Here is a 19,937-nt window from a genome sequence, read left to right as displayed (position 1 = left end):
TGCCAAAGTACCGGACAATCGCCGGGCGCAACTGTTTCGGCCCCACCGGAATGGAGGATGACGGCGCCAGGGGATCAGCGGCGCCAGGGGACAGCAGCGGCAGGGGATCGGCAGCGGCAGGGGATCAACGACGTCAAGGGATCAGCGGCGTCAAGGGATCAGCAGCGTCTTGCCCAGCGTGGCGCGCTTGGCGATGGCCGCGTGCGCGTCGGCGGCCCGCTCCAGCGGGAACGTCTGACCGATCACCGGCCGCAGCCGGTCGGCGGCCCCTTCGGCCAGCGCCCGCACCGACAGCTCCCTGATGGCCTCGGGGGAGGAGAAGACCGCGCCCATCGGCACCAGCGTGACGCCGCGCCCGGCCGCCTCCTCCTCCGCGACCACCGTCATCGACCCGCTGCCCGCCCCGAACGCGAGGAACCGCCCGCCCTCGCGGACCAGCTCGAACGCCGCCCGCCCGACGGCGCCGCCCGCCGGGTCGCAGGCCACGTCCACGCCCGCGCCGCCCGTCGCCTCGCGGACCTGCTCGGCCCAGCCGGGCCGGGTGTAGTCCACGCCCACCTCGGCGCCCCGGCTCTGGGCGAGGTCGAGCTTGGGCCGCGAGCTGGCGGCGGCGATCACCCGCGCGCCCGCCTGCGTGGCGAGCTGGATCAGCAGGCTGCTCACCCCGCTGGCCGCGGCCCCGATCAGCACCCACTCCCCGGCCACGGGCGCGACGGCTCGCGCGATGCCCAGGGCGGTGCGCCCGTCGTTCAGCAGGCCGGCCGCGTCGCGGAAGCCCAGCCCGTCGGGGATGGGGATCAGCAGGGACGCGTCGACCGCCACCAGCTCGGCGTAGCCGCCCGAGCCGCCGGTCGTGGTGGCCACCCGCTGCCCGACCAGCGCGGCGTCCACGCCGGGGCCCGCCGCCACGACCGTGCCCGCCACGCCGTTGCCGGGGATGATCGGCAGCGCGGGCAGCGGCATGGGCGCGGAGCCCGACCGTACCTGCGTCTCCACGTACGTGATCCCGATCGCCGCGGTCTCGATCAGGACCTGTCCCGCACCCGGCACCGGATCCGGTGTCTCCTCCACCCGCAGGACCTCGGGTCCGCCGAAGTTTCTCAACCAGACAGCACGCATTCTTCGTCCCCTTCAATCATTTGTCACTATTCTTCCGGGCAGAAATGGGCAGCCGATGGCTTGGAAAAGTGATCAACCACACATCCCGCAATCTCCGGGTCCACTCCCGGTGAGTAAGGCTGATCAACATGAATGAACGCTTACGCGTTGCTGTCTTGGCAGGTGGGCCGTCCCCTGAGCACGAGGTCTCGCTGCAGTCGGCGCAGGCGGTGCTGGACGCGATGCCGAAACAACGATTCGACCCGTTTCCGGTCGTCATCGACCGGCAGGGCAGGTGGCCGCTGGAGTTGCGCAAGGGCGTGGCGGACGTGGTCTTCCCCGTGATGCACGGCCCGTTCGGCGAGGACGGCGTCATCCAGGGCCACTTGGAGACGCTGGGCCTGCCGTACGTGGGTTGCGGCGTGCTGGCCTCGGCCGTGGCGATGGACAAGACGGCGATGCGCCGGGCCTTCCTGGCGGAGGGCATCCCGGTCACCCCGCACGTCTGGTTCAGCGAGCACGAGTGGCGCAGCACGACCGACCGGTGGGGCCTGGTGAAGTCGCTCGACTGGCCGATGTACGTCAAACCGGCCAACATGGGCTCGTCCATCGGCATCTCCCGCGTCACCTCGGTCGAGGAGCTGCGGGAGGCGGTCGAGCTGGCGTTCACCTATGACCGGGTGGCGATCGTCGAGCAGGGCGTGACAGCCCGCGAGCTGATCTGCGGCGTGCTCGGCGACCATGACACCCCCGAGGCCTCGGTGACGGGTGAGCTCAACGTCCACGGCGAGTGGCTCGACTACGAGGCCAAATACCTCAGCCACGCGGAGATCGCCACTATTCCCGCCACCTTGCCCGCATGGGTGTCGGAGGAGGTGCGCGAGTTGTCGCTGCGCGCCTACCGGGCGATCGGCGGCTACGGGCTGTCCAGGGTGGACTTCCTCTACGAGGAGGACACGGGCCGCCTGTACGTGCTGGAGATCAACACCATGCCCGGTTTCACCCCTCGTTCCGTCTATGCCAGGGCGTGGGGGGCCAGCGGGGTTCCGTATCCGGACCTGCTGACCCGCCTCATCGACCTGGCGCTCGCCAGGAGTGGCTCATGATCGCGATGACGCTGGCCGAGATCGCCCGGGTGCTGGACGCCGGCCTGCACGACGTGCCCGACCCGGAGGCGGTGGTGACGGCGCCGCCCGTGGTCGACTCGCGCGAGGTGCTGTCCGGTGGCCTGTTCGCCGCCACCCCCGGCGCCCGCGCCGACGGCCACGACTTCGCGGCCGGGGCCGTGGCGTCAGGGGCGGTGGCCGTGCTGGCCGCCCGCCCGGTGGGGGTGCCCGCGATCGTGGTCGAGGACGTACAGACGGCACTAGGCACGCTCGCCCGGCACGTGCTCTCCCGCCTCGACCCGACCGTGATCGCCCTGACGGGCTCCGTGGGCAAGACCACGACCAAGGACCTGCTGGCCCAGCTCCTCGAACCGAAGGCGCCGACGATCGCGACCGACCGCTCGTTCAACAACGAGCTGGGGCTGCCGCTCACCGTGCTCAGGGCCGACGCCGGCACCCGTTACCTGGTGCTGGAGATGGGCGCGGGCAGGAAGGGGGACCTGACGTACCTGACCAGGATCGCGCCGCCGCACCTGAGCCTGGTGCTCAACGTCGGCGCCGCGCACGTCTCGCGCATGGGCGGCGGGCTCGCGGACGTGGCCGAGGCCAAGGGGGAGCTGGTCGAGGCGCTGCCGCCGGACGGGTACGCGCTGCTCAACGCCGACGACCCGTACGTCCTGGGCATGGCGTCGCGCACCAAGGCCGAGGTCGTGCTGTACGGCCGGTCGGCGGACGCCGTCGTACGGGCCGAGGACGTCACGCTGGACGAGGCTGCCAGGGCCGCGTTCGACCTGGTCACGCCCTCGGGGCGGGCCAGGGTCGAGCTGGGTCTCGTCGGCGCCCACCAGGTGGCCAACGCGCTGGGCGCCGCGGCCGTGGCCGTCGCGCTCGGGATGTCCGCCGGCGAGATCGCGGCCGGGCTGAGCACGGCCACGCGCCGGTCGCCGGGCCGGTTCGAGATCACCGAGCGGCCCGACGGCGTGACGGTCATCAACGACGCCTACAACGCCAACCCGGAGTCGATGCGGGCCGGGCTGCACGCGTTCAAGGCGCTGGCCGGCGGGCGCCGGACCATCGCCGTGCTCGGCGGGATGGGCCAGCAGGCCGAGGCCTCGCAGGCCAGGCACGCCGAGATGGGCGAGCTGGTGGCCACGCTGGGCATCGACGTGCTGATCACGGTCGGCGACGACGTGGGGCAGCGGGCCATGGCGCGGGAGGCCCAGGACGCGGGCGCGGGCGTGCGGGTGCACCCGGTCGACGAGGTCGGCCAGGCGACCCGGCTGGCGGTCGAGCTGATCGAGCCTGGGGACGTGGTGTTCGTCAAGGCGTCCAGCGAGTACGGGCTGGGGGCCTGCGCACGCGAGCTGGCTGCGGGGTGAGGCGCTCCCACGCGCGTTGAGGTGCTGCCGGGTGGTCAGCCTTCCAGGGCGAGCCTGGCAGCCGCCTCTGCGTGCAGCCGGGCGCTCGGCAGCACCGGGACGGCGGTGTCCCCGTCGCTGATCAGCAGCTCGATCTCGGTGCAGCCGAGGATCACCCCCTCGGCCCCCTCGGCTGCCAGCTCGGCCACGATGTCCACGTAGGCCGCCTTCGAGGACGGCCGGAGCACCCCCCGCACCAGCTCGTCGAAGATGATGCGATGGACCAGCTCCCGCCTGTCACGCCCCGGCACGACCACCTCGAAGCCGTACGCGGCCAGCCGGTCCCGCAGGAACGGCTCCTCCATGGTGAACCGGGTGCCCAGCAGCCCGACCTTGCGCCAGCCCCTGGACACCACCTCCGCGCCCACGGCGTCGGCGATGTGCAGCACCGGCACGCCCGTGTTCTGCGCCACCTCGTCACACACCCGGTTGAAGGTGTTGCTGCAGATGAGCAGCAGCTCGGCGCCCATGTGCTCCAGTTTGGCGCCCGCGTCCGCCAGCAGTTTGGCCACGTCGTCCCACTGATCGGCGAAGATGAGGTCCTCCACCGTCGTGTAGTCGACGGACCAGATCAGGCTGTTCGCGGAATGGCTGCCGCCCAGCTCCTCGCGTATGCGTTGGTTGATGATCTGGTAGTAAATGACCGTCGATTCCCAGCTTAATCCGCCGATGAGGCCGATGGTTCGCATGGCGACAGGCTACAGGCGGCCCGCGCTCACTTCACAAACCGGAAATCTTTCTTTTCATGAAACGGTCAGACGGGCTTTTCTTGCAAGAAATGGAATGTCACCTCATCCGACTACCAGCGCGCCGGGTGGCGGCCAGATAGAGCAGGCACCCGGCGGCCAGCGCGGCGCTCACGCCGAGCGCGACCGGCGCCCCCACCGGCAGGAGCAGCCCGCCGAGCGCCGTGCCCAGGGCGATGCCGAGGTAGAGCGCGGAGCCGTTCAGCCCCACCACCACGGCGGTCTCCTGGGGTGCGGCGGAGATCAGCCGCAGCTGCTGCGCCGGGGTCTGGAACCAGGTGCTCGCCCCCCATGCCGCCATGAGCAGCGCGGCCACGGGCAGTGCGTGCGACCCGGCGCCGGTGGCCCAGGTGAAGGCGCCCAGGGTGAGGGTGAGCGCCGCGTACCCCACGGCCAGCACCCGGATGGGCCCGTACCGGTCGGCGGCGCTGCCCGCGATCAGGTTGCCGGCGAAGGCGCCCACGCCGTACAGGAACAACAACCACATCTCGGACGCCGGCGTGGCGCCCAGCGCGTGCAGGAGGGGGACGGCGTAGGCGTACAGGCCGTAGCTGGCCATCATGCCGAGCACGGTCAGCGGCAGCACCGCGAGAACGCCCGGGTGGCGCAGGGCGGCGAGCCTGGCCCGCAGCGGCACGCTCGGGCTGCCCGGCAGGCGCGGCAGGACGGCGATCACGCCGGCGGCGCACAGCGCGCACAGCGCGGCGACCAGGCCGAGCGCGACCCGCCAGTTCAGCGTCCTGTCGGCCAGGTTCCCGAGCGGCACGCCGAGCGCGGTGGCCACGGTCAGCCCGCCGACCACCACGGCCAGCGCGCGGGCCCGCTGGTGGGGGGCGGCCATGGAGGCGGCCACGGCGCCGGCGTTGGGGGTGAACGCGGCGGCCCCGGCGGCGGCCAGCACCCGGGTGACCATCAGCACCGGGTAGTTCGGCGCCAGCGCGGAGCCGAGGTTGGCCAGCGCCAGCACGACGAGCGCGGTGGTCAGCAGCGCCCGGCGCGGCATCCGCGCCGTGATCGTGGCCAGCACGGGGGACAACATCGCGTACGCCACGGCGAACACGGTGGCCGACTGCCCTGCGGTGCTCTCCGACACCTGCAACGACCCGGCCATCGCCGGCAGGAAACCGGCCACCACGTACGCGTCGGTGCCGACGGCGAACGTGCCGAGTCCCAGCACCAGGATTCTGACCGGGATACGAGACATCCTCATTCCTGTCCTGAAAGGGGCCACGGGTGCGGCGTCGGGGGTCGGTCAGCGGCGCATACGCCCGTGCTGAGGTCAGCCGCGCATGCGCGCGTAGTTGCGCCGGGTGCGCTCGCCCGAGGTGGACGCGCCCTCCATGAGGTCGGCGATCGTCCGCCGGGCCAGCTGGCGCCGCCAGGCCAGCTCGGCCTGCCGCATCGCCATGGAGATCCCGCAGGGGCGGCGGAACTGCCCGCCCTCCGCGCCGACGCCGCGCTGCCGGATCTCGACACAGCGGAACGCTTCGGCCGGCCCCTCCAGCGCCGTCACCACGTCCATCATCGTGATCTGCTCGGGCGGCCTGGCCAGCGCGAAGCCGCCCCTGGCGCCGGGGACGGAGGTGAGGATCCCGGCCTTGGCCAGAGCCTGGAGCCGCTTCTTGAGGTATTCCTGCGGGAGGTCGAACCAGGCGGCGAGCCTGCGGATCGACACCGGCCCCTCGTCCTGGAGCCACCCCAGGGTCACACAGCAGTGCAACCCCCACTCGACCCCTTCGCCCATCTGCATAACCGGGATATTACACATCCCTTTTTGACCGCGCGTCGCCCGGGGTGATCCGCCCACTCTCGGGTTATGGTGCATAACGGTAAGTAGTCGAGAGGTGGGGGCAAAGATGGCTCAGAACGATGGCGTCCAGAACGTGGTGAGCTCGATCAACGACTTTCTCCAGCAGGCCGTCGACCGTCAGGACGTGCCGCAGGACATCCGCGACCGGGCCGAGCGCCTGAGGGCGAACCTGTCGCAGCTGTCCGGCGGCTCGTCGGCCATGTCGATGTAACTGGCGCCACAGCCCTAAGGCGGCGGCCTTCGCCCTTGTCGCGGGCGGAGCCGCCGTCTCGTCGTTTCCGCGTCGGCCCCTGCTGTGTCTGTGTCATTCTGTGACTGTCGCGTGACTCTTAGTGGGGGCGGGAAGGTCATGCCCGGTGTAGTGAGACCCGCGTCTCTGGCGGTGGTGGCGATGGTGCCGATGGTGCTGCTCGCCGCCGAATCGGCCGCAGACGCTCGCACGGTGCCCGTCGCGGGCCCCTTGGCCGCGGTGCCTGCCGACGGAGCCCGTGGTGGGCTCGGCTGGTCGGCGGTGGGCGCTCCCGCGGGCCTGATGGAGCTGGTGGACCTGACCGTACAGCGGCTGCTGCTGGCCGATGAGGTGGCGGCGGCCAAGTTCGCCGACGGGCGCCCGATCTCCGATCCCGCACGCGAGCGGCAGTTGCTGGAGGCGGTCGCCGCCCAGTCGGCGCGGGCCGGACTGGCGCCGGAGGCCGGGGTGCGCTTCTTCCGGGCGCAGATCGAGGCGGGCAAGAGGGTGCAGCGCGGGTTGCACGCACGCTGGCGGGCGCATCCGGAGCTGCGCCCCCGCCACCACCCCGATCTGGCCACCGACCTCCGCCCGCGGCTCGACCGGCTCACGCCGCCGCTGCTGCGCCTGCTCAAGGAGACCGCACCGGTACGCGCGTCCGCCGGCCGCTGCTGGACCGGTCTGGCCGCCGCCAAGCTCGCCGTGGAGACGCGTACCGGTCTGGACCGCCTGCACCGCGACGCTCTCGGTGCCGCGCTCGTCCCGCTCTGCGCCCGCGCTCAGGCCGAACGCGTCAGGGGATGACGGGTCCGCGACGCGGCGCACCTGGGGTTGTCCCCGGACACGGCGACGCGCGTGCGGCTCCGTGGTCGTCGCGTGGCCGGGCGTCCGCGACCGGAGGCGTAGGGGCGCACGGGCAGAGTGAGGATCACAGCCGTGGACGCAGTGGACGCAGTGGGCGCCATGGATGCAGTGGATGCCGCGGCGGGCGCCGGCTCGGTGGCGGGCGCCTGCTCGGCGGCGTCGGGTTTTCGGGAGTTCGCGGGAGGAGCGAGGAGCACGTCCTCCAGCAGTTGCATGAGCATCAGACCGAGCAGAGCCGCCACCGGGATGGCCAATGCCGCGAGGATGATCGTCACCTCCTGCTGTGGCGCCGGGCGGCCATACCGATGCGACCGCCTCGTTCACGTTTCGCCAGCAAGCGGCCCCTACCGCACCAGAACGGGACTAAACGGGTGAATCATCAGGACAGGTTGCAGGTGGCCGTCAGCAGCCACGGATTCTCCGGCGGCACGCCCACCGCCTGCTCGTAGCCCGGGTACTTCCAGGCGCACAACTCCGACACCGAGAACTCCCGCCCGCCCGAGCACTTCATGCCGGACCAGCCGGCGCTGTACATGATCGTCTGCCCCTGCGCCGTGCAGTACGCGCTGGCGTCGTTCCAGGTGACCGTGCCCGTGGAGGGCTGGAGCGACGGCTTGGGGGAGGGCGGCCGGCTGGTGGTGGGTGATGTGCGGGTGGGCTTGGGCGTCGTCCTGGGTTTCTTGGTCGAGGCGGTGGGGCTGCTGCCCGGCGTGGAGTCGGTGTCGCGGGTGGGGGAGGCGGACTTTCGGGGCGTCCTGGTGGGGGACGCGGGAGTGGGGTCCGTGGTCTTGGCGGGCTTCTTCGTGGCGAGCAGTTCGTACGCGGTGGGCTCGGGTGAGGGGGTGGACGCGGGGGGCGAGGGCGGGGCCGAGGCGGACGGTGCCTGCTGTGCGGTCTGCCGCTGGGCGGTGGCGGGCGCCAGGGCGTACACGCCGATGCCTGCGCCGGCGGCGACGATCAGCGCCGCGCTCGCCGCACCGAGGGCGAGCCCGCGACGGTGGGCCCGGTTGCCCGCGAGCGTGTCCTGAACGGGAACCTGCCCGCTCACGAGGTGCCCGCCCGGCCCGGTATGCGCGCCGTGCCCGCCGTGCCCGCCGTGCCCGAGCGGATCGGAATATCCGGCGGGGCTGAAGGATCCCGCGGGTTCAGCTGGTGCGGGCGATCCTGCGAGTCCGGAGGGCGGGACGCTCTGCCACGTGGGCGCGGGCAGGGCGCGCAGGCGTTCGACCACCTGGGCGGCCGTGGGCCGCAGGGCCTGGTCCTTGGCCAGGCACTCCTCCAGCAGCCGCCGCAACCGCCCCTCCACCCCACCCAGATCAGGCTCGCTCCGCAACACGGAGTGCAGGGTCGCGGGAATGGAGTCGCCGGGGAAGGCTCGCCGCCCGGTGGCCGCGTAGTACATGGTCGCGGCCCAGGCGAACAGGTCGGCGGCAGGCCCCACGTCCTCGTCGGCGATCTGCTCGGGCGCCATGTACGCGGGGCTCCCGATGGGCTGGCTGCTGACGACCGACTGGCTCAGGTCCAGGGCCTTGGCGATGCCGAAGTCGATCACCACCGGCCCGTCGGGACCCAGCAGCACGTTGCCCGGCTTGAAGTCCCTGTGCACCACCCCGGCCGCGTGGATGGCGGCAAGCGCCGTCGCGGTGTTGATCGCCAGCCGCTGCAGCGCCGCCGCGCCGCGCGGCCCGCTCTCCCTGACGGAGTCCTGCAGTGACGGCCCGTCCACGTACTCGCTGACGATGTACGGCCTGACGCCCGCGAAGCCGGAGTCGAGCAGCTGTGCCGTGCAGAACGGCGCCACCCGCTTGGCCGTCTGGACCTCGCGCAGGAACCGGTTCCTGGCCTCGTCGTCGGCGATCAGGTGCGAGTGCAGCAGCTTGACCGCGACGAGCGCGCTGCCGGGGCCGCGCGCCGTGTAGACCGTGCCCTGCCCGCCGGCGCCGAGCCGGCCCTCCAGCCGGTACGGCCCGACCTCGGCGGGGTCGTCGGGTAGCAGGCTCATGGGCTCGGGCATCGGAGCTCCTCCGCGTCGGGCAGGCTCATGGGCTCGGGCATCGGAGCTCCCGCGTCGTGCCCGGCGGCGTTCAGGGCGCCAGCCTCGGGATCGGATGGCCGGGTGGGAGCCGGGCGACCAGCCCCTCGGCGGCCGCTGAGATGATGAACATGAAGTAGTCCTCCGCGGTGTGCTCGGGGATGCCGACGCGGGCCTGCCGCAGCAGCTCGGAGCCGGCCATCACCGCCAGCGCCTGCTCGGCGGCCGGCGTGTCGAGCAGGCTCGCCCGATCCTGCTCGGCCACGGTGGCACCGATGGCCATGGTGGCCATCGCTGAGGAGAGCGCGACGGCCGCGGCCGGGTCGTAGCCGCGCCGGCCCAGGGCGAGGATCTGATGCTCCAGCAGCCGCAGGCCCGACGGCCCGCGCGGGAACAGCCGCTGCAGGTACTGCGCCGTGCCCGGATGGCCGAGCGTGAAGCGCCGCAACTGCATGGCGAAGCCGGCCAGGTGGGCTGCGGGTGGGTCGGCGGGGTCGTCGACGAGCGTCAGCTCGGCCAGAATCGCCTCGCCGACCAGGGTCTCCAGCTCGGAGCGGCTGGACACGTGCCGGTAGAGCGCCGCCGTCGTGACGCCGAGCGCGTCGGCGACGCTCTGCATGCTGAGCCGGACGAGGCCGATGCGGGTGCCGGCCTCGATCACGTCCTCGCGCGTGAAGCTGGCCGTGCGCCCGCCCGTCTTCACTGGGTGATCCTCCCCTAAGTTACGGCCCCTAACTTAGGAGAATGATCAACCCGCGCGCAAGAGATCGGCGTGTGCCCTGCGGGGTGAAAGTTTCACGTGAAGCTGTGCATTCGGGGCATGCTCGCTATGCTCGCCGCACGCATCGATGCCGATCACTGGGCCACGGCGGAAGGTGACCATGAGCGAGGCGTCCACTGAGCGGATCTGGACCCATCAGGACCCGGACTACCTGCCTCCGGAGATCGACACCAGCAAACCCAGCATCGCCCGCGTCTACGACGCCTTCCTGGGCGGCAAGGACAACTTCGCGGTGGACCGGGCGATCGCGGCGGAGGGGATGAAGCACTTCCCCGACGGCGGCGGTGGCGCGCGGAACAACCGGGCGATGTTGTTCAGGGGCGTCAAGTTCATGACGGAGCAGGGCATCGACCAGTTCCTCGATGTCGGCTCCGGCCTGCCCACGATGGACAACACGCACTCGGTCGCCCAGCGGATCAACCCGGCCGCCCGCGTCGTCTACGTCGACAACGATCCCATCGTGCTCGCCCACGCCCGCGCGCTCCTGCAGACCAACGCCGACACCCGGGTCATCACCGCCGACATGCGCGAGCCCGACGCCATCTTCAACCACCCCAAGGTGGCGGGCTTCCTCGACTTCTCCCGCCCGATCGGGCTGCTGCTGGTCGCCGTGGTGCACCACCTCGGCGACGACGAGGGCCCGGCGGAGCTGGTGGACACCTACAAGGCGTGCCTGGCCCCGGGCAGCTACCTGCAGCTCACCCACTTCTGCTCGTGCGCGCCCGAGGTGCGGGCGCTGGAAGGGGTGCTGCTGTCCATGCTGGGCACCGGCCGGGCCCGCGACCTGGAGGAGATCACCCGCTTCTTCGACGGGCTGGAGCTGGTCGAGCCCGGCGTGGTGCACCTGCCGGAGTGGCGCCCGGAGGGGCCCGTCAAGCGCCCACTCGACCTGGCGGGCAACTGCATCGCGGGCGGCGTGGCCCGCAAGCCCTGACCCGCCCCCTCACCACTGGAGCTTGAGCGCGAGCGGCCCCCGGTGGTCCAGCGTGCCGCGGTACTCGATCCGCTGCCCCGGGACGAGGCGGAGCCCGGGCAGGCGCTCGGCGAGCAGCCGCAGCGAGATCTCGATCTGGCGGCGCGCCAGGCCCGCCCCGGGGCAGTAGTGCGGCCCCTGGCCGAAGACCACGTTGGCGTGCGGCGGCCGGGTGATGTCGAAGGTCTCGGCCCGGTCGAAGGCGTCCTCGTCCCGGTTGGCGGAGGCCAGGCACAGGGCGAACTCGGTGCCGGCCGGGAAGTCCCGCCCGCCGACGCTGGTGTCGGTGGTGGAGACCCGCAGGAAGAGGTGGGTGGGGGTGTCGAAGCGGGCGATCTCCTCGGCCGCGTTTGGCGCGAGGTCGGGCCGCTCGCACAGCAGCCGCCACTGGTCCGGCTCGGACAGCAGCCGCAGCAGGCCGTTGCCGAGCAGCGCCGAGGTGGTGATGTGGCCCGGCAGGGCGACGCTCAGCACCAGGCCGACCAGCTCGGCCATCTCCTCGAAGGCGAGCGGCCGGTCACCGGGGGCGAACGCGGCGAGGTAGTCGCTGATCAGGTCGTTCCTGGGCGCGGCGCGGCGGTCGAGCACGTACCGCTCGATGAGCCGTTGGAAGCGCACCCACGCCTGGGCGCACGCGACCTGCTCCGCCTCCGAGCTGAACCGGTGCCCCATCCCGACGGCCGCCGCCGCCCGGCTGTCGTCACCGAACGCCACGGCGTCTTCTTCGGCGAACCCGACCAGCCGGGCGATCACGTCCACCGGCAGCCGGTTGGCGTACCCGGCCATGAACTCGACCTCGCCGTCCTTGGCGAAGCCGTCGATGAGCTGGGAGGCGCGTTCGGTGATGTACGGCTCGGCCGCGGCCACCCGTTCGGGGCTGAGCGCCGCCGCCGCGGGGGCCCGCAGCCGCCGGTGCTCCTCGCCGTCCATCGTGATGTACGAGCCGAGGTTCGGAAAGCCCTTCTCCAGCTCCGCGAGGAGCGCCGGCGGGAACGGCGAGTACGGCCGCAGCGTGTTGGCCGAGGAGTACCGGTTGTCGTCACGCAGGATCCGGCGTACGTCGGCCATCTTCGTCACGACCCAGGCCCCGATCACCGGGGAGTAGAACAGCGGCTCCTCACGGCGGGCCCGCTCGTAGAAGGGGTAAGGATCGGCGTGGTGCTTGTGCAGCGGTTCGTACAGCTCGCCCAGCGACATGCCCGTCACCTTCGCCTGGAAGATGGAAAGTGTCCTGACTATAACCCGGCGACGATTACCGTGGCGTATGACCAGAGAGTCCCCTGAGGCGCGGCAGCGGCGCCGCGAGCAGCTCCGCGACTTCCTGCGTGCCTGCCGGGCGCGGGTCGCCCCCGGCGACGTCGGCATGGTGACCGCGGGCCGGCGCAGGACACCCGGGCTGCGGCGCGAGGAGGTCGCCGTGCTGGCGGGGGTCGGCGTGTCCTGGTACACGTGGCTGGAGCAGGGCCGCGACATCAACGTCTCCGCCGAGGTGCTCGACGCCGTCGGGCGGGCGCTGCGGCTGACCGAGCCGGAGCGCGCGCACCTGTACCTGCTGGCCGGGCTCAACCCGCCGCGCGCCGCCGAGGGCCCGGGCGCGGAGGTCACCCCGGAGCTGCGCCGCCTGCTCGACGCGTGGACGCCACGGCCGGCGATCCTGCGCGACAGCCGCTGGAACCTGCTGGCGGTCAACGAGGCGACGCGCGCGGTGTTCGGCTACGACGACCTCGATCACAACTGCCTGGTCTCGTTCTTCACCAACGCCCGCTACCGCGGCATGCACGTGCAGTGGGACGCGGTCGCGCCCGCCGTGGTCGCCGCCTTCCGCGCCGACGCGGGGCACGCGCCCGGCGACCCCGAGTTCGGCCGGCTGGTGGACGACCTCAGCTCGGTCAGCCCCGAGTTCGCCGAGCTCTGGGCCCGGCACCAGGTGGGCGCCCCCGTCCAGGCGGTGAAGGCGGTGCGTCACCCCGCCGCCGGGGACCTGTTCTTCGAGATGACGACGCTGACCGTGGCCGACCGGCCCGACTGGCACCTGGAGCTGTACAACCCGCTGCCCGGCACCGGCGACCGCCTGGCCAAGGTGGTGGTGTCAGACCCAGGCTGAGCACGCACTGTCTCGCCCGGGCGCGGGTCGGCAGGCTGATCCCCATGACGAACGCACGTTTCGACGGCAAGATCGCACTCATCACCGGCGGCACCAGCGGCATGGGGCTGGCCGCCGCGCGCCGGCTCCTCGGCGAGGGCGCGCACGTGGTCATCACGGGCAGGGACAAGACGCGGCTGGACGCCGCACTGGACGAACTGGGCGCGAGCGACCGCGTGCTGGCGGTGCGCGGCGACGTCGCGGACCTCGCCGGCCTGGACGAGCTGACCGCCACGATCCGCGACCGGTACGGGCGGCTGGACGTGGTGTTCGCCAACGCGGGCGTCGCCTCGTTCGGCGAGGTCACCGAGGCCGAGTTCGACCGCATCGTGACGATCAACTTCAAGGGCGTGTTCTTCACCGTCCACAAGACGTTGCCGCTGCTGGCGGACGGCGGGGCGATCGTGATCAACGCGTCGTGGACGCTGCACCGCGGCCTGCCCGGCGCCTCGATCTACGCGGCGACCAAGGCGGCGGTGCACAACCTGGCGCACACGCTCGCGGCCGACCTGGCGCCCAGGCGGATCAGGGTCAACTCGGTCAGCCCCGGCTACATCGAGACCCCGATGTACCACGACAACATCTCCGCCGAGGCCGCGACCGCCGTGCTGGCCGCCGTGCCCGCGGGCCGCCTCGGCACCGCGGAGGACGTCGCCGCCGCGATGGCCTTCCTCGCCTCGGACGAGGCCGCGTACGTCAACGGCCAGGACCTGATCATCGACGGCGGCCTGGTCGCCACCGCCACCGGCCTGGCAGGCTGACGATCACGCACGCGGCCGTGTCCTGGCGCGGATCAGGCGGCGGCCCACCCCCTGCGCCGGCAGCTCGACGCACCGGTAGCTCAGGGTGCCGACGGCGACGACCACGCCCGCCAGCCCCATCGACCAGGCGACCCGCGCCGGCAGTGAGACCAGCCCCGGGTACGGGACCAGCCGCCGCAACACCTGCACGGCCAGCGGATGCAGCAGGTAGACGGAGTAGCTGATCAGCCCGAGCCGCACGAGCAGGCGGGGCAGGGCGACCGGCAGCAGCCGGAAGGCCACGAAGGTCAGCCAGGCCGCCACCACGGCCGCCGACCAGCTCCACCGGAACGCCAGCGCCTGCTCCTGCGGCATCCCCCACCCGGGGCCGAACCACAGCGCGGCGGCGACGCACACCACAGGCACCAGCCCGACCGCCCACCTCGCGTTGCGGGGCAGCTGCCCCTGGTCCAGCCGGTGCAGCGCCGTCCCCGCGAACATGGTGGCCACGATGGCCAGGCTCTGCCACGCTCCGATCCGGCTGTTGCAGCCGATCAGCACGACGGCCGGTACGGCCAGGGCGACCGCGCCGGCCAGCCGTACGCGCCGGCCGCCTACCAGGACCGCGGCGAGCCCGGCCACCAGCACGGTGGTGGCGATCAGCACGACGGCCTCGACGCCGAGGCCGCGTGACAGGGCGCCGGCGGGCAGCAGCCCGCCTGCGAGCACGGCCGCCGTCACCACGACGAGGGTGCCGGTGGTGCGCGGCCGGTGCGGCGCGCAGACGAAGATCGCCGTCACGAGGAGGTAGAACACCATCTCGTAGGAGAGTGTCCAGAACACGTTGACGACGCTGGGCAGCTGCAGGAAGTCCTGCAGCATGGTCAGGTGGGCCAGCCCGGCCGTCACCGGCTGCCCGGCGAGCTGCGCGGGCAGCTCCGTGTACACGGGCAGCAGGCCGAAGAGGGTCCCGGCGACCGCCACGAGGATCCACAGCGGGTACAGGCGGAACAACCGGCCCAGCCAGAACCCGCCGACGCTGCCGCGCCGCTCCAGCGACGCCGGCACCACGTAGCCGCTGACCAGGAAGAACACCATCACGCCGTACTGTCCGAAGTCGAACCACGGGCTGACGGCCGAGCGGACCTCGGGGAAGAGCGGGTCCAGCAGGTGCTCGAAGAGCACGGCGAGCACGGCCACGCCGCGCAGGGCGTCCAGCCAGGTGTGCCTGCGGGTGGACGGGGGCGGTTGCGCCGGGACGCCGGCCCGCGGCCCGCCGTCGGCTCTCAGGTCTGCCAGGTTGATGGACACCCGGTCACGCTAGGGGGTCAACCTGAGCGAATGCTTAGAGTAAGCCCAGGTCAGGCATCATCTTGTCTTCCGGGAAAGCTATCGCGAATATTCCTTCCCGCCGGATGTCCGGGGCGTGCCGAGCTGCCTAATCTCTAGTGAAAGAGGAGGCGCCGTCATGAAGATCGTGGTAATCGGTGGGACCGGGCTGATCGGGTCGAAGGTGGTGGCCTGGCTGGAGGCGCAGGGGCACGAGGCGGTGGCGGCCTCGCCCAGGACCGGCGTGAACTCCCTCACCGGAGAGGGGCTGGCCGAGGCGCTGGCGGGCGCCGACGTGGTGATCGACGTGTCGAACTCGCCGTCGTTCGAGGCCGCGCAGGTGCTGGAGTTCTTCGAGACCTCCACCCGCAACCTGCTCGCGGCCGAGGCCGAGGCCGGCGTGGGCCACCACGTGGCGCTGTCGGTGGTGGGCACCGAGCGCACGCCCACGAACGCCTACTTCACCGCCAAGCGCGCGCAGGAGCAGCTCATCGAGAAGGCGGGCATCCCGTTCTCGATCGTGCACGCCACGCAGTTCTTCGAGTTCGTTCGCGGCATCGCCGACGAGTCCACCCAGGACGGCCGGGTCCGCATCGCGCCCGTCCGCTTCCGGCCCATCGCGGGCGACGACGTGGCGCGGGCGGTCGGCCGGGTCGCGGTGGGGCGGCCGCTGAACGGCGGGGTCGAGGTGGCCGGGCCCGAGGAGTTCCGGATGGACGAGTTCTTCCGGGAGGCGCTGGCCGCGATGGGCGACCCGCGCGAGGTTGTCGGCGACCCGCACGCGCGCTACTTCGGCACCGAGGTGAGCGAGCGGGCGCTGGTGCCGGGCGAGGGCGCCACCCTGGGCCGCATCCACTACCGCGACTGGCCGGGCAGCGGGCGCTGATCCGGTCCGCGCGTACAGGCAGGGGGTTGTCAGCGCCGTGGTAGCGCCGGATCAGTCGCGGGGCCGATCGTCGCCGGACGACCCGCGCTCTCGCCGGCGTCCTGGGCCGGCTCGTGGACACGGAGGCGGTCGTCGAGGCGAACGAGCGGGCCCGCGCGGGCCGGCTGGCATAATCACTGGGCGATCACTGACACTCAGCCGAAGTGGAACCTCGTGACCATCCCTCCGCGCCCGCAGGATCCGGCGAAGGTGGGGCCGTACCGGATCGTCGGGCGGCTCGGGGCCGGTGGCATGGGCATCGTCTACGCGGGCGTGGACGCCGCCGGGCAGCGCGCCGCGGTCAAGCTCATCCACGACACCTACGCCGCCAACCACGAGTTCAGGGTCCGGTTCCGGCGCGAGGTGGCGATGTTGCGCCGCGTTCATGGCGCCTGCTGCGTACGGATCCTCGCGGCGGACGCCGAGGCCGAGTTGCCCTGGCTGGCGACGGAGTTCATCGACGGGCGCACGCTGGACGAGCACGTCAAGGCCCGCGGCCCGCTGACCGGCGACGAGCTGTTCGGGCTCGCCGCCGGGCTCGCGGAGGCCCTGGTCGCCGTGCACGCCGCGGAGGTCGTGCACCGGGATCTCAAGGCCGCCAACGTGATGTTGTCGCCGGCGGGCCCCCGGCTCGTGGACTTCGGCATCGCCCGCTCGCTCGACGGCACCTCGCTCACCGGCACCGGCCTGGTGATCGGCTCTCCCGGCTGGGTGAGCCCGGAGGAGTACCTGGGCGGGCCGACCGGCCCGGCCGCCGACGTGTACGGCTGGGCGCTGGTCGTCGTCTTCGCGGCGACCGGCAGCCTGCCGTACGGGATGGGCCGGCCGGAGGTGCTCTCCTACCGCGTCATGAACGACGCCGTGGACACCGGCGCGGTGCCGCGGGCGCTGCGGCCGACGGTGGACGCCGCCCTGGCCAAGTCGCCGGGCTCGCGCCCGTCGATGGACGAGGTGCTCGCGGCGGTGGCCGCCGCCTGGCGCGAGCAGCACGGCGAGACGGGGGACAGGCCCGGGGACCCGGCACTGGACGTGACGGCCCGCCTGAACCGCGTCTGGCACGTGCACCAGGAGGACGCCGCCGCCTGGCCGCAGGAGCCGGCGGACCCGCCGCGCCGGGGCCTCGTGCGGCGCCTGTGGCCGGTGATCGCCGGTGCGGCGGCCGTCGGGAGCACCGCGGTCATCCTGGTCAACCTGCCCTCCGGCGAGAAGAGCGGCACCGGAGCCTCGGCCCCGCCGTCGTCCACGCTCAGCGGGACCCCCGTGGCGGGCCGCCCGTCGGCGTCCGCGGCGCCGCGGACCGCGGTCGATCTGGCGGCGGCCCTGGACCTGTCGCTCAGCGTGACGCCCACCGCCGACTTCACCTTCGAGGGCGGCTTCACCCAGAGCAGCGCCGGCGCCAAGGCGACCGGCCGCCTGCTGAGCGGCGACGCCAGGTCCGAGGACGACTTCGCGATGTCGATCAAGCCTTACGAGGAGCGCGCCGGCCGCTACGTCGTCACCGACGGGCTGCTCCGCCCCGACCGGCCGGGAGCCGCCGGCACGGTGCTCGCCGATCAGAACCCCGACAGCGCCGACTGGTACGCGCTCATGGTCGCCGGCACGGCGGGCCCGTCCGTGATCCAGCAGGTCGTGCTGAACACCAGCGACATCCACCCGGCGGGCCGCACCTACACCGGCGTCCTGCCCGCGAGCGCCACGGGCGGCCGGCTGCGGATGTTGCTGGCCTCGTGGCTGGGCGCTGACGTGAGCGAGGAGAGCGGCGCGTCCTACCTCAACTACCGGCTCACGATCGACGCGAACAACCGGCCGACGAAGTTCAGCCTCACCTGGAAGGTGCCGGTGAGCGGCACCGGCACCTACGAGTCCGTCTTCACGACCACCTACCGGGGCTGGCGGGCGGGCGAGCCGATCGGCAAGCCGGCGCGCTAGCGCAAGCGGCTCTTCGACGCGAAGGCGCGGGACCCGGCCACTTCCGGAACGTGATTCCGGTCAGCCGTTAGACACGCAGCCCGTCGATGAGCATCCCGACCAGCCGGCGCGCGTCGTAGCGGGGGTCGGTCTCCGCGCCGATGCAGAGGTTGCCGACGCCGCGCATCAGCTCGTACGCCTCCAGGTCCGTACGGATCTCCCCCGCGGCGGCGGCGGCCTCGACGAGCCGGGCGCACACGGGCAGCAGCCGGTCCAGGAAGTAGGCGTGCAACTGCTGGAAGCCCGCCTCGTCGGACTGCAGCACGGCGGCGAGCCCGTGCTTGGTGACCAGGAAGTCGACGAACAGGTTGATCCACCGCCCCAGCGCGGCGTGCGCGGTCGGGCAGGTCTCCAGCAGCACGGGCCCGGCCTCGGCGCAGGACTCGATCTGGTGCCGGTAGACGGCGATGATGAGGTCCGCGCGCGTCGGGAAGTGGCGGTAGATCGTGGCCACCCCCACCCCGGCCCTGGCCGCGATGTCGCGGATCGGCGCCTCGACGCCCGAGGCCACGAAGACCGCCGCGGCGGCGTCGAGCAGCGTCCTCTCGTTGCGCCTGGCGTCGGCCCGCTTGCGCGGCGCCGCCCGCTCCGTGCCCTCGTCGCTCTCCTTCACGCGCCGTTGCCTCCTCTGCTCGCGCTTGCCAAACGGAACACGGTTCCGTATCGTCGAGGTTATCGGAACCCGGTTCCGTTTATCCATGATGCCAGAGCAGCATCTCTTCCACGACGTCAGGAACGCAATCATGCAGTACCGCACTCTGGGCACCACCGGCGTCCAGGTCAGCTCCCTCGCCCTCGGCGCGATGAACTTCGGCGCCATCGGGCGGACCACCCAGGACGAGGCCACCGCCATCGTGGACGCCGCCCTGGAAGCCGGGATCAACCTCATCGACACCGCCGACATGTACGGCACCGGCGAGTCGGAGGAGCTGGTCGGCAAGGCCATCGCCGGTCGCCGCGACGACCTCGTGCTGGCCACGAAGGCGGGCATGCCGATGAGCGAGGAGCGCAACCACCGGGGCGGCTCCCGCCGCTGGCTGGTCACCGCGCTGGACGACAGCCTGCGCCGGCTCGGCGTGGACCACGTCGATCTCTACCAGCTGCACCGCTGGGACCCGGCGACCAGCGACGAGGAGACGCTGTCGGCCCTGACCGACCTGCGGGCCGCGGGCAAGATCCGCTACTTCGGCTCCTCCACCTTCCCCGCCTACCGCATCGTCCAGGCCCAGTGGGCCGCCGAGCAGGCCCGCCTCGGCCGTTACGTCACCGAGCAGCCCAGCTACTCGATCCTGCAGCGCGGCATCGAGGCGCACGTCCTGCCCGTGACCGAGCAGTACGGGCTCGGCGTGCTGGCCTGGAGCCCGCTCGCCTCGGGCTGGTTGTCGGGCGCGGTGCGCGCGGACCGGGAGATCACCACCCACCGCTCGGCGTTCCTGCCCGCGCGCTTCGACCTGTCCCTCCCGGCGAACCGGGTCAGGCTCGACGCGGTCGAGCGGCTGGCGAAGCTCGCCGACGCGGCCGGCCTGACACTGATCCAGCTCGCGCTCGGCTTCGTCACCGCGCACCCGGCCGTCACCAGCGCCCTCATCGGCCCGCGCACGCTGGACCACCTGCGCTCGCAGCTCGCCGCCGCCGATACGGTGCTGCCCGCCGACGTCCTCGACGCCATCGACGAGATCGTCGCGCCCGGTGTCGACCTGGCCCCGGACGAGAAGTTCGACACCCCGCCCGCCCTGCTCGACCCGTCACTGCGGCGTCGCTGACACAGGAAAGGA

Annotated in this window: 19 protein-coding genes; 10 read left to right on the top strand and 9 right to left on the bottom strand. The window is 72.4% G+C overall.

All coding sequences use genetic code 11. The annotated features are described in order from the left end of the window. Positions 1 to 150 precede the first annotated feature (150 nt). A complete protein-coding gene (locus tag LCN96_RS53865; RefSeq protein WP_225270116.1) occupies positions 151 to 1,119 on the bottom strand; it encodes a zinc-binding dehydrogenase in 969 nt (322 codons plus the stop codon). 128 nt (positions 1,120 to 1,247) lie between these two features. Here LCN96_RS53865 and LCN96_RS53860 point away from each other — a divergent pair, with 128 nt between their 5' ends. Next, positions 1,248 to 2,204 carry a D-alanine--D-alanine ligase family protein gene (locus LCN96_RS53860; RefSeq protein WP_225270115.1) on the top strand — a complete coding sequence of 319 codons (957 nt, stop codon included), beginning with the start codon at positions 1,248 to 1,250 and terminating at the stop codon, positions 2,202 to 2,204. Then, entirely contained in the window at positions 2,201 to 3,583 is a 1,383-nt protein-coding gene (locus tag LCN96_RS53855; RefSeq protein WP_225270114.1) for a UDP-N-acetylmuramoyl-tripeptide--D-alanyl-D-alanine ligase, read from the top strand. Before LCN96_RS53860 ends, LCN96_RS53855 begins: the two co-directional genes overlap by 4 nt. A gap of 35 nt (positions 3,584 to 3,618) precedes the next feature. On the opposite strand, the gene LCN96_RS53850 is transcribed toward LCN96_RS53855, so the two are convergent. The 3 genes from LCN96_RS53850 to LCN96_RS53840 all read right to left on the bottom strand — a co-directional run bounded on the left by LCN96_RS53850 (position 3,619) and on the right by LCN96_RS53840 (position 6,118). Next, entirely contained in the window at positions 3,619 to 4,311 is a 693-nt protein-coding gene (locus tag LCN96_RS53850; RefSeq protein ID WP_225270113.1) for an aspartate/glutamate racemase family protein, read from the bottom strand. A gap of 97 nt (positions 4,312 to 4,408) precedes the next feature. Further along, the gene (locus LCN96_RS53845) at positions 4,409 to 5,572 is read right to left on the bottom strand and encodes an MFS transporter (protein ID WP_225270112.1); all 1,164 of its coding nucleotides are present in this window, start codon (positions 5,570 to 5,572) and stop codon (positions 4,409 to 4,411) included. Positions 5,573 to 5,647: 75 nt separating this feature from the next. Then, entirely contained in the window at positions 5,648 to 6,118 is a 471-nt protein-coding gene (locus LCN96_RS53840; protein WP_225270111.1) for an RrF2 family transcriptional regulator, read from the bottom strand. A gap of 106 nt (positions 6,119 to 6,224) precedes the next feature. Here LCN96_RS53840 and LCN96_RS53835 point away from each other — a divergent pair, with 106 nt between their 5' ends. Then, positions 6,225 to 6,389 (top strand): glycerol-3-phosphate dehydrogenase/oxidase, encoded by a 165-nt coding sequence (locus LCN96_RS53835; protein ID WP_225270110.1) that lies wholly within the window; start codon positions 6,225 to 6,227, stop codon positions 6,387 to 6,389. A 150-nt stretch (positions 6,390 to 6,539) separates the two neighbouring features. After that, positions 6,540 to 7,211 (top strand): gamma subclass chorismate mutase AroQ, encoded by a 672-nt coding sequence (aroQ, locus tag LCN96_RS53830; RefSeq protein ID WP_225270109.1) that lies wholly within the window; start codon positions 6,540 to 6,542, stop codon positions 7,209 to 7,211. Between the two features lie 439 nt (positions 7,212 to 7,650). On the opposite strand, the gene LCN96_RS53825 is transcribed toward aroQ, so the two are convergent. Then, positions 7,651 to 9,285, bottom strand: coding sequence for a serine/threonine protein kinase (locus LCN96_RS53825; RefSeq protein ID WP_225270108.1), 1,635 nt, complete (start codon positions 9,283 to 9,285; stop codon positions 7,651 to 7,653). 70 nt (positions 9,286 to 9,355) lie between these two features. Continuing rightward, positions 9,356 to 10,006 carry a TetR/AcrR family transcriptional regulator gene (locus LCN96_RS53820; RefSeq protein WP_225270107.1) on the bottom strand — a complete coding sequence of 217 codons (651 nt, stop codon included), beginning with the start codon at positions 10,004 to 10,006 and terminating at the stop codon, positions 9,356 to 9,358. A 178-nt stretch (positions 10,007 to 10,184) separates the two neighbouring features. On the opposite strand from LCN96_RS53820, the gene LCN96_RS53815 reads away from it, so the two are divergent. Further along, entirely contained in the window at positions 10,185 to 11,018 is an 834-nt protein-coding gene (locus tag LCN96_RS53815) for an SAM-dependent methyltransferase (RefSeq protein WP_225270106.1), read from the top strand. Positions 11,019 to 11,027: 9 nt separating this feature from the next. Here the strand turns inward: LCN96_RS53815 and LCN96_RS53810 are convergent, their stop codons facing one another. Then, on the bottom strand, positions 11,028 to 12,254 hold the full coding sequence (locus LCN96_RS53810; protein ID WP_225270105.1) for a cytochrome P450: 1,227 nt from the start codon (positions 12,252 to 12,254) through the stop codon (positions 11,028 to 11,030). Between the two features lie 67 nt (positions 12,255 to 12,321). On the opposite strand from LCN96_RS53810, the gene LCN96_RS53805 reads away from it, so the two are divergent. After that, positions 12,322 to 13,161, top strand: a complete 840-nt coding sequence (locus LCN96_RS53805; RefSeq protein WP_225270104.1) for a helix-turn-helix transcriptional regulator — start codon at positions 12,322 to 12,324, stop codon at positions 13,159 to 13,161. Positions 13,162 to 13,205: 44 nt separating this feature from the next. After that, complete coding sequence (locus LCN96_RS53800; protein WP_225270103.1) at positions 13,206 to 13,961, top strand: glucose 1-dehydrogenase; 756 nt, start codon at positions 13,206 to 13,208, stop codon at positions 13,959 to 13,961. Positions 13,962 to 13,964: 3 nt separating this feature from the next. Here LCN96_RS53800 and LCN96_RS53795 read toward each other — a convergent pair whose 3' ends face one another. Then, complete coding sequence (locus LCN96_RS53795; protein WP_225270102.1) at positions 13,965 to 15,251, bottom strand: acyltransferase family protein; 1,287 nt, start codon at positions 15,249 to 15,251, stop codon at positions 13,965 to 13,967. A 157-nt stretch (positions 15,252 to 15,408) separates the two neighbouring features. Between LCN96_RS53795 and LCN96_RS53790 the strand changes: the two genes are divergently transcribed. Then, on the top strand, positions 15,409 to 16,155 hold the full coding sequence (locus tag LCN96_RS53790) for an SDR family oxidoreductase (protein ID WP_225270101.1): 747 nt from the start codon (positions 15,409 to 15,411) through the stop codon (positions 16,153 to 16,155). Positions 16,156 to 16,368: 213 nt separating this feature from the next. Then, positions 16,369 to 18,123, top strand: a complete 1,755-nt coding sequence (locus tag LCN96_RS53785) for a serine/threonine-protein kinase (protein WP_225270100.1) — start codon at positions 16,369 to 16,371, stop codon at positions 18,121 to 18,123. Between the two features lie 67 nt (positions 18,124 to 18,190). Here LCN96_RS53785 and LCN96_RS53780 read toward each other — a convergent pair whose 3' ends face one another. Next, positions 18,191 to 18,775: a TetR/AcrR family transcriptional regulator gene (locus LCN96_RS53780; protein ID WP_225270099.1), complete on the bottom strand. Its 585-nt coding sequence runs from the start codon at positions 18,773 to 18,775 to the stop codon at positions 18,191 to 18,193. Between the two features lie 130 nt (positions 18,776 to 18,905). Here LCN96_RS53780 and LCN96_RS53775 point away from each other — a divergent pair, with 130 nt between their 5' ends. After that, positions 18,906 to 19,925 (top strand): aldo/keto reductase, encoded by a 1,020-nt coding sequence (locus tag LCN96_RS53775; protein WP_225270098.1) that lies wholly within the window; start codon positions 18,906 to 18,908, stop codon positions 19,923 to 19,925. The last annotated feature ends 12 nt before the right edge of the window (positions 19,926 to 19,937 follow it).

Source organism: Nonomuraea gerenzanensis, assembly GCF_020215645.1.
Classification (GTDB): domain Bacteria; phylum Actinomycetota; class Actinomycetes; order Streptosporangiales; family Streptosporangiaceae; genus Nonomuraea; species Nonomuraea gerenzanensis.
Note: the sequence above shows the minus strand (reverse complement) of the source record. Positions and strands in the feature narration are given on the sequence as shown.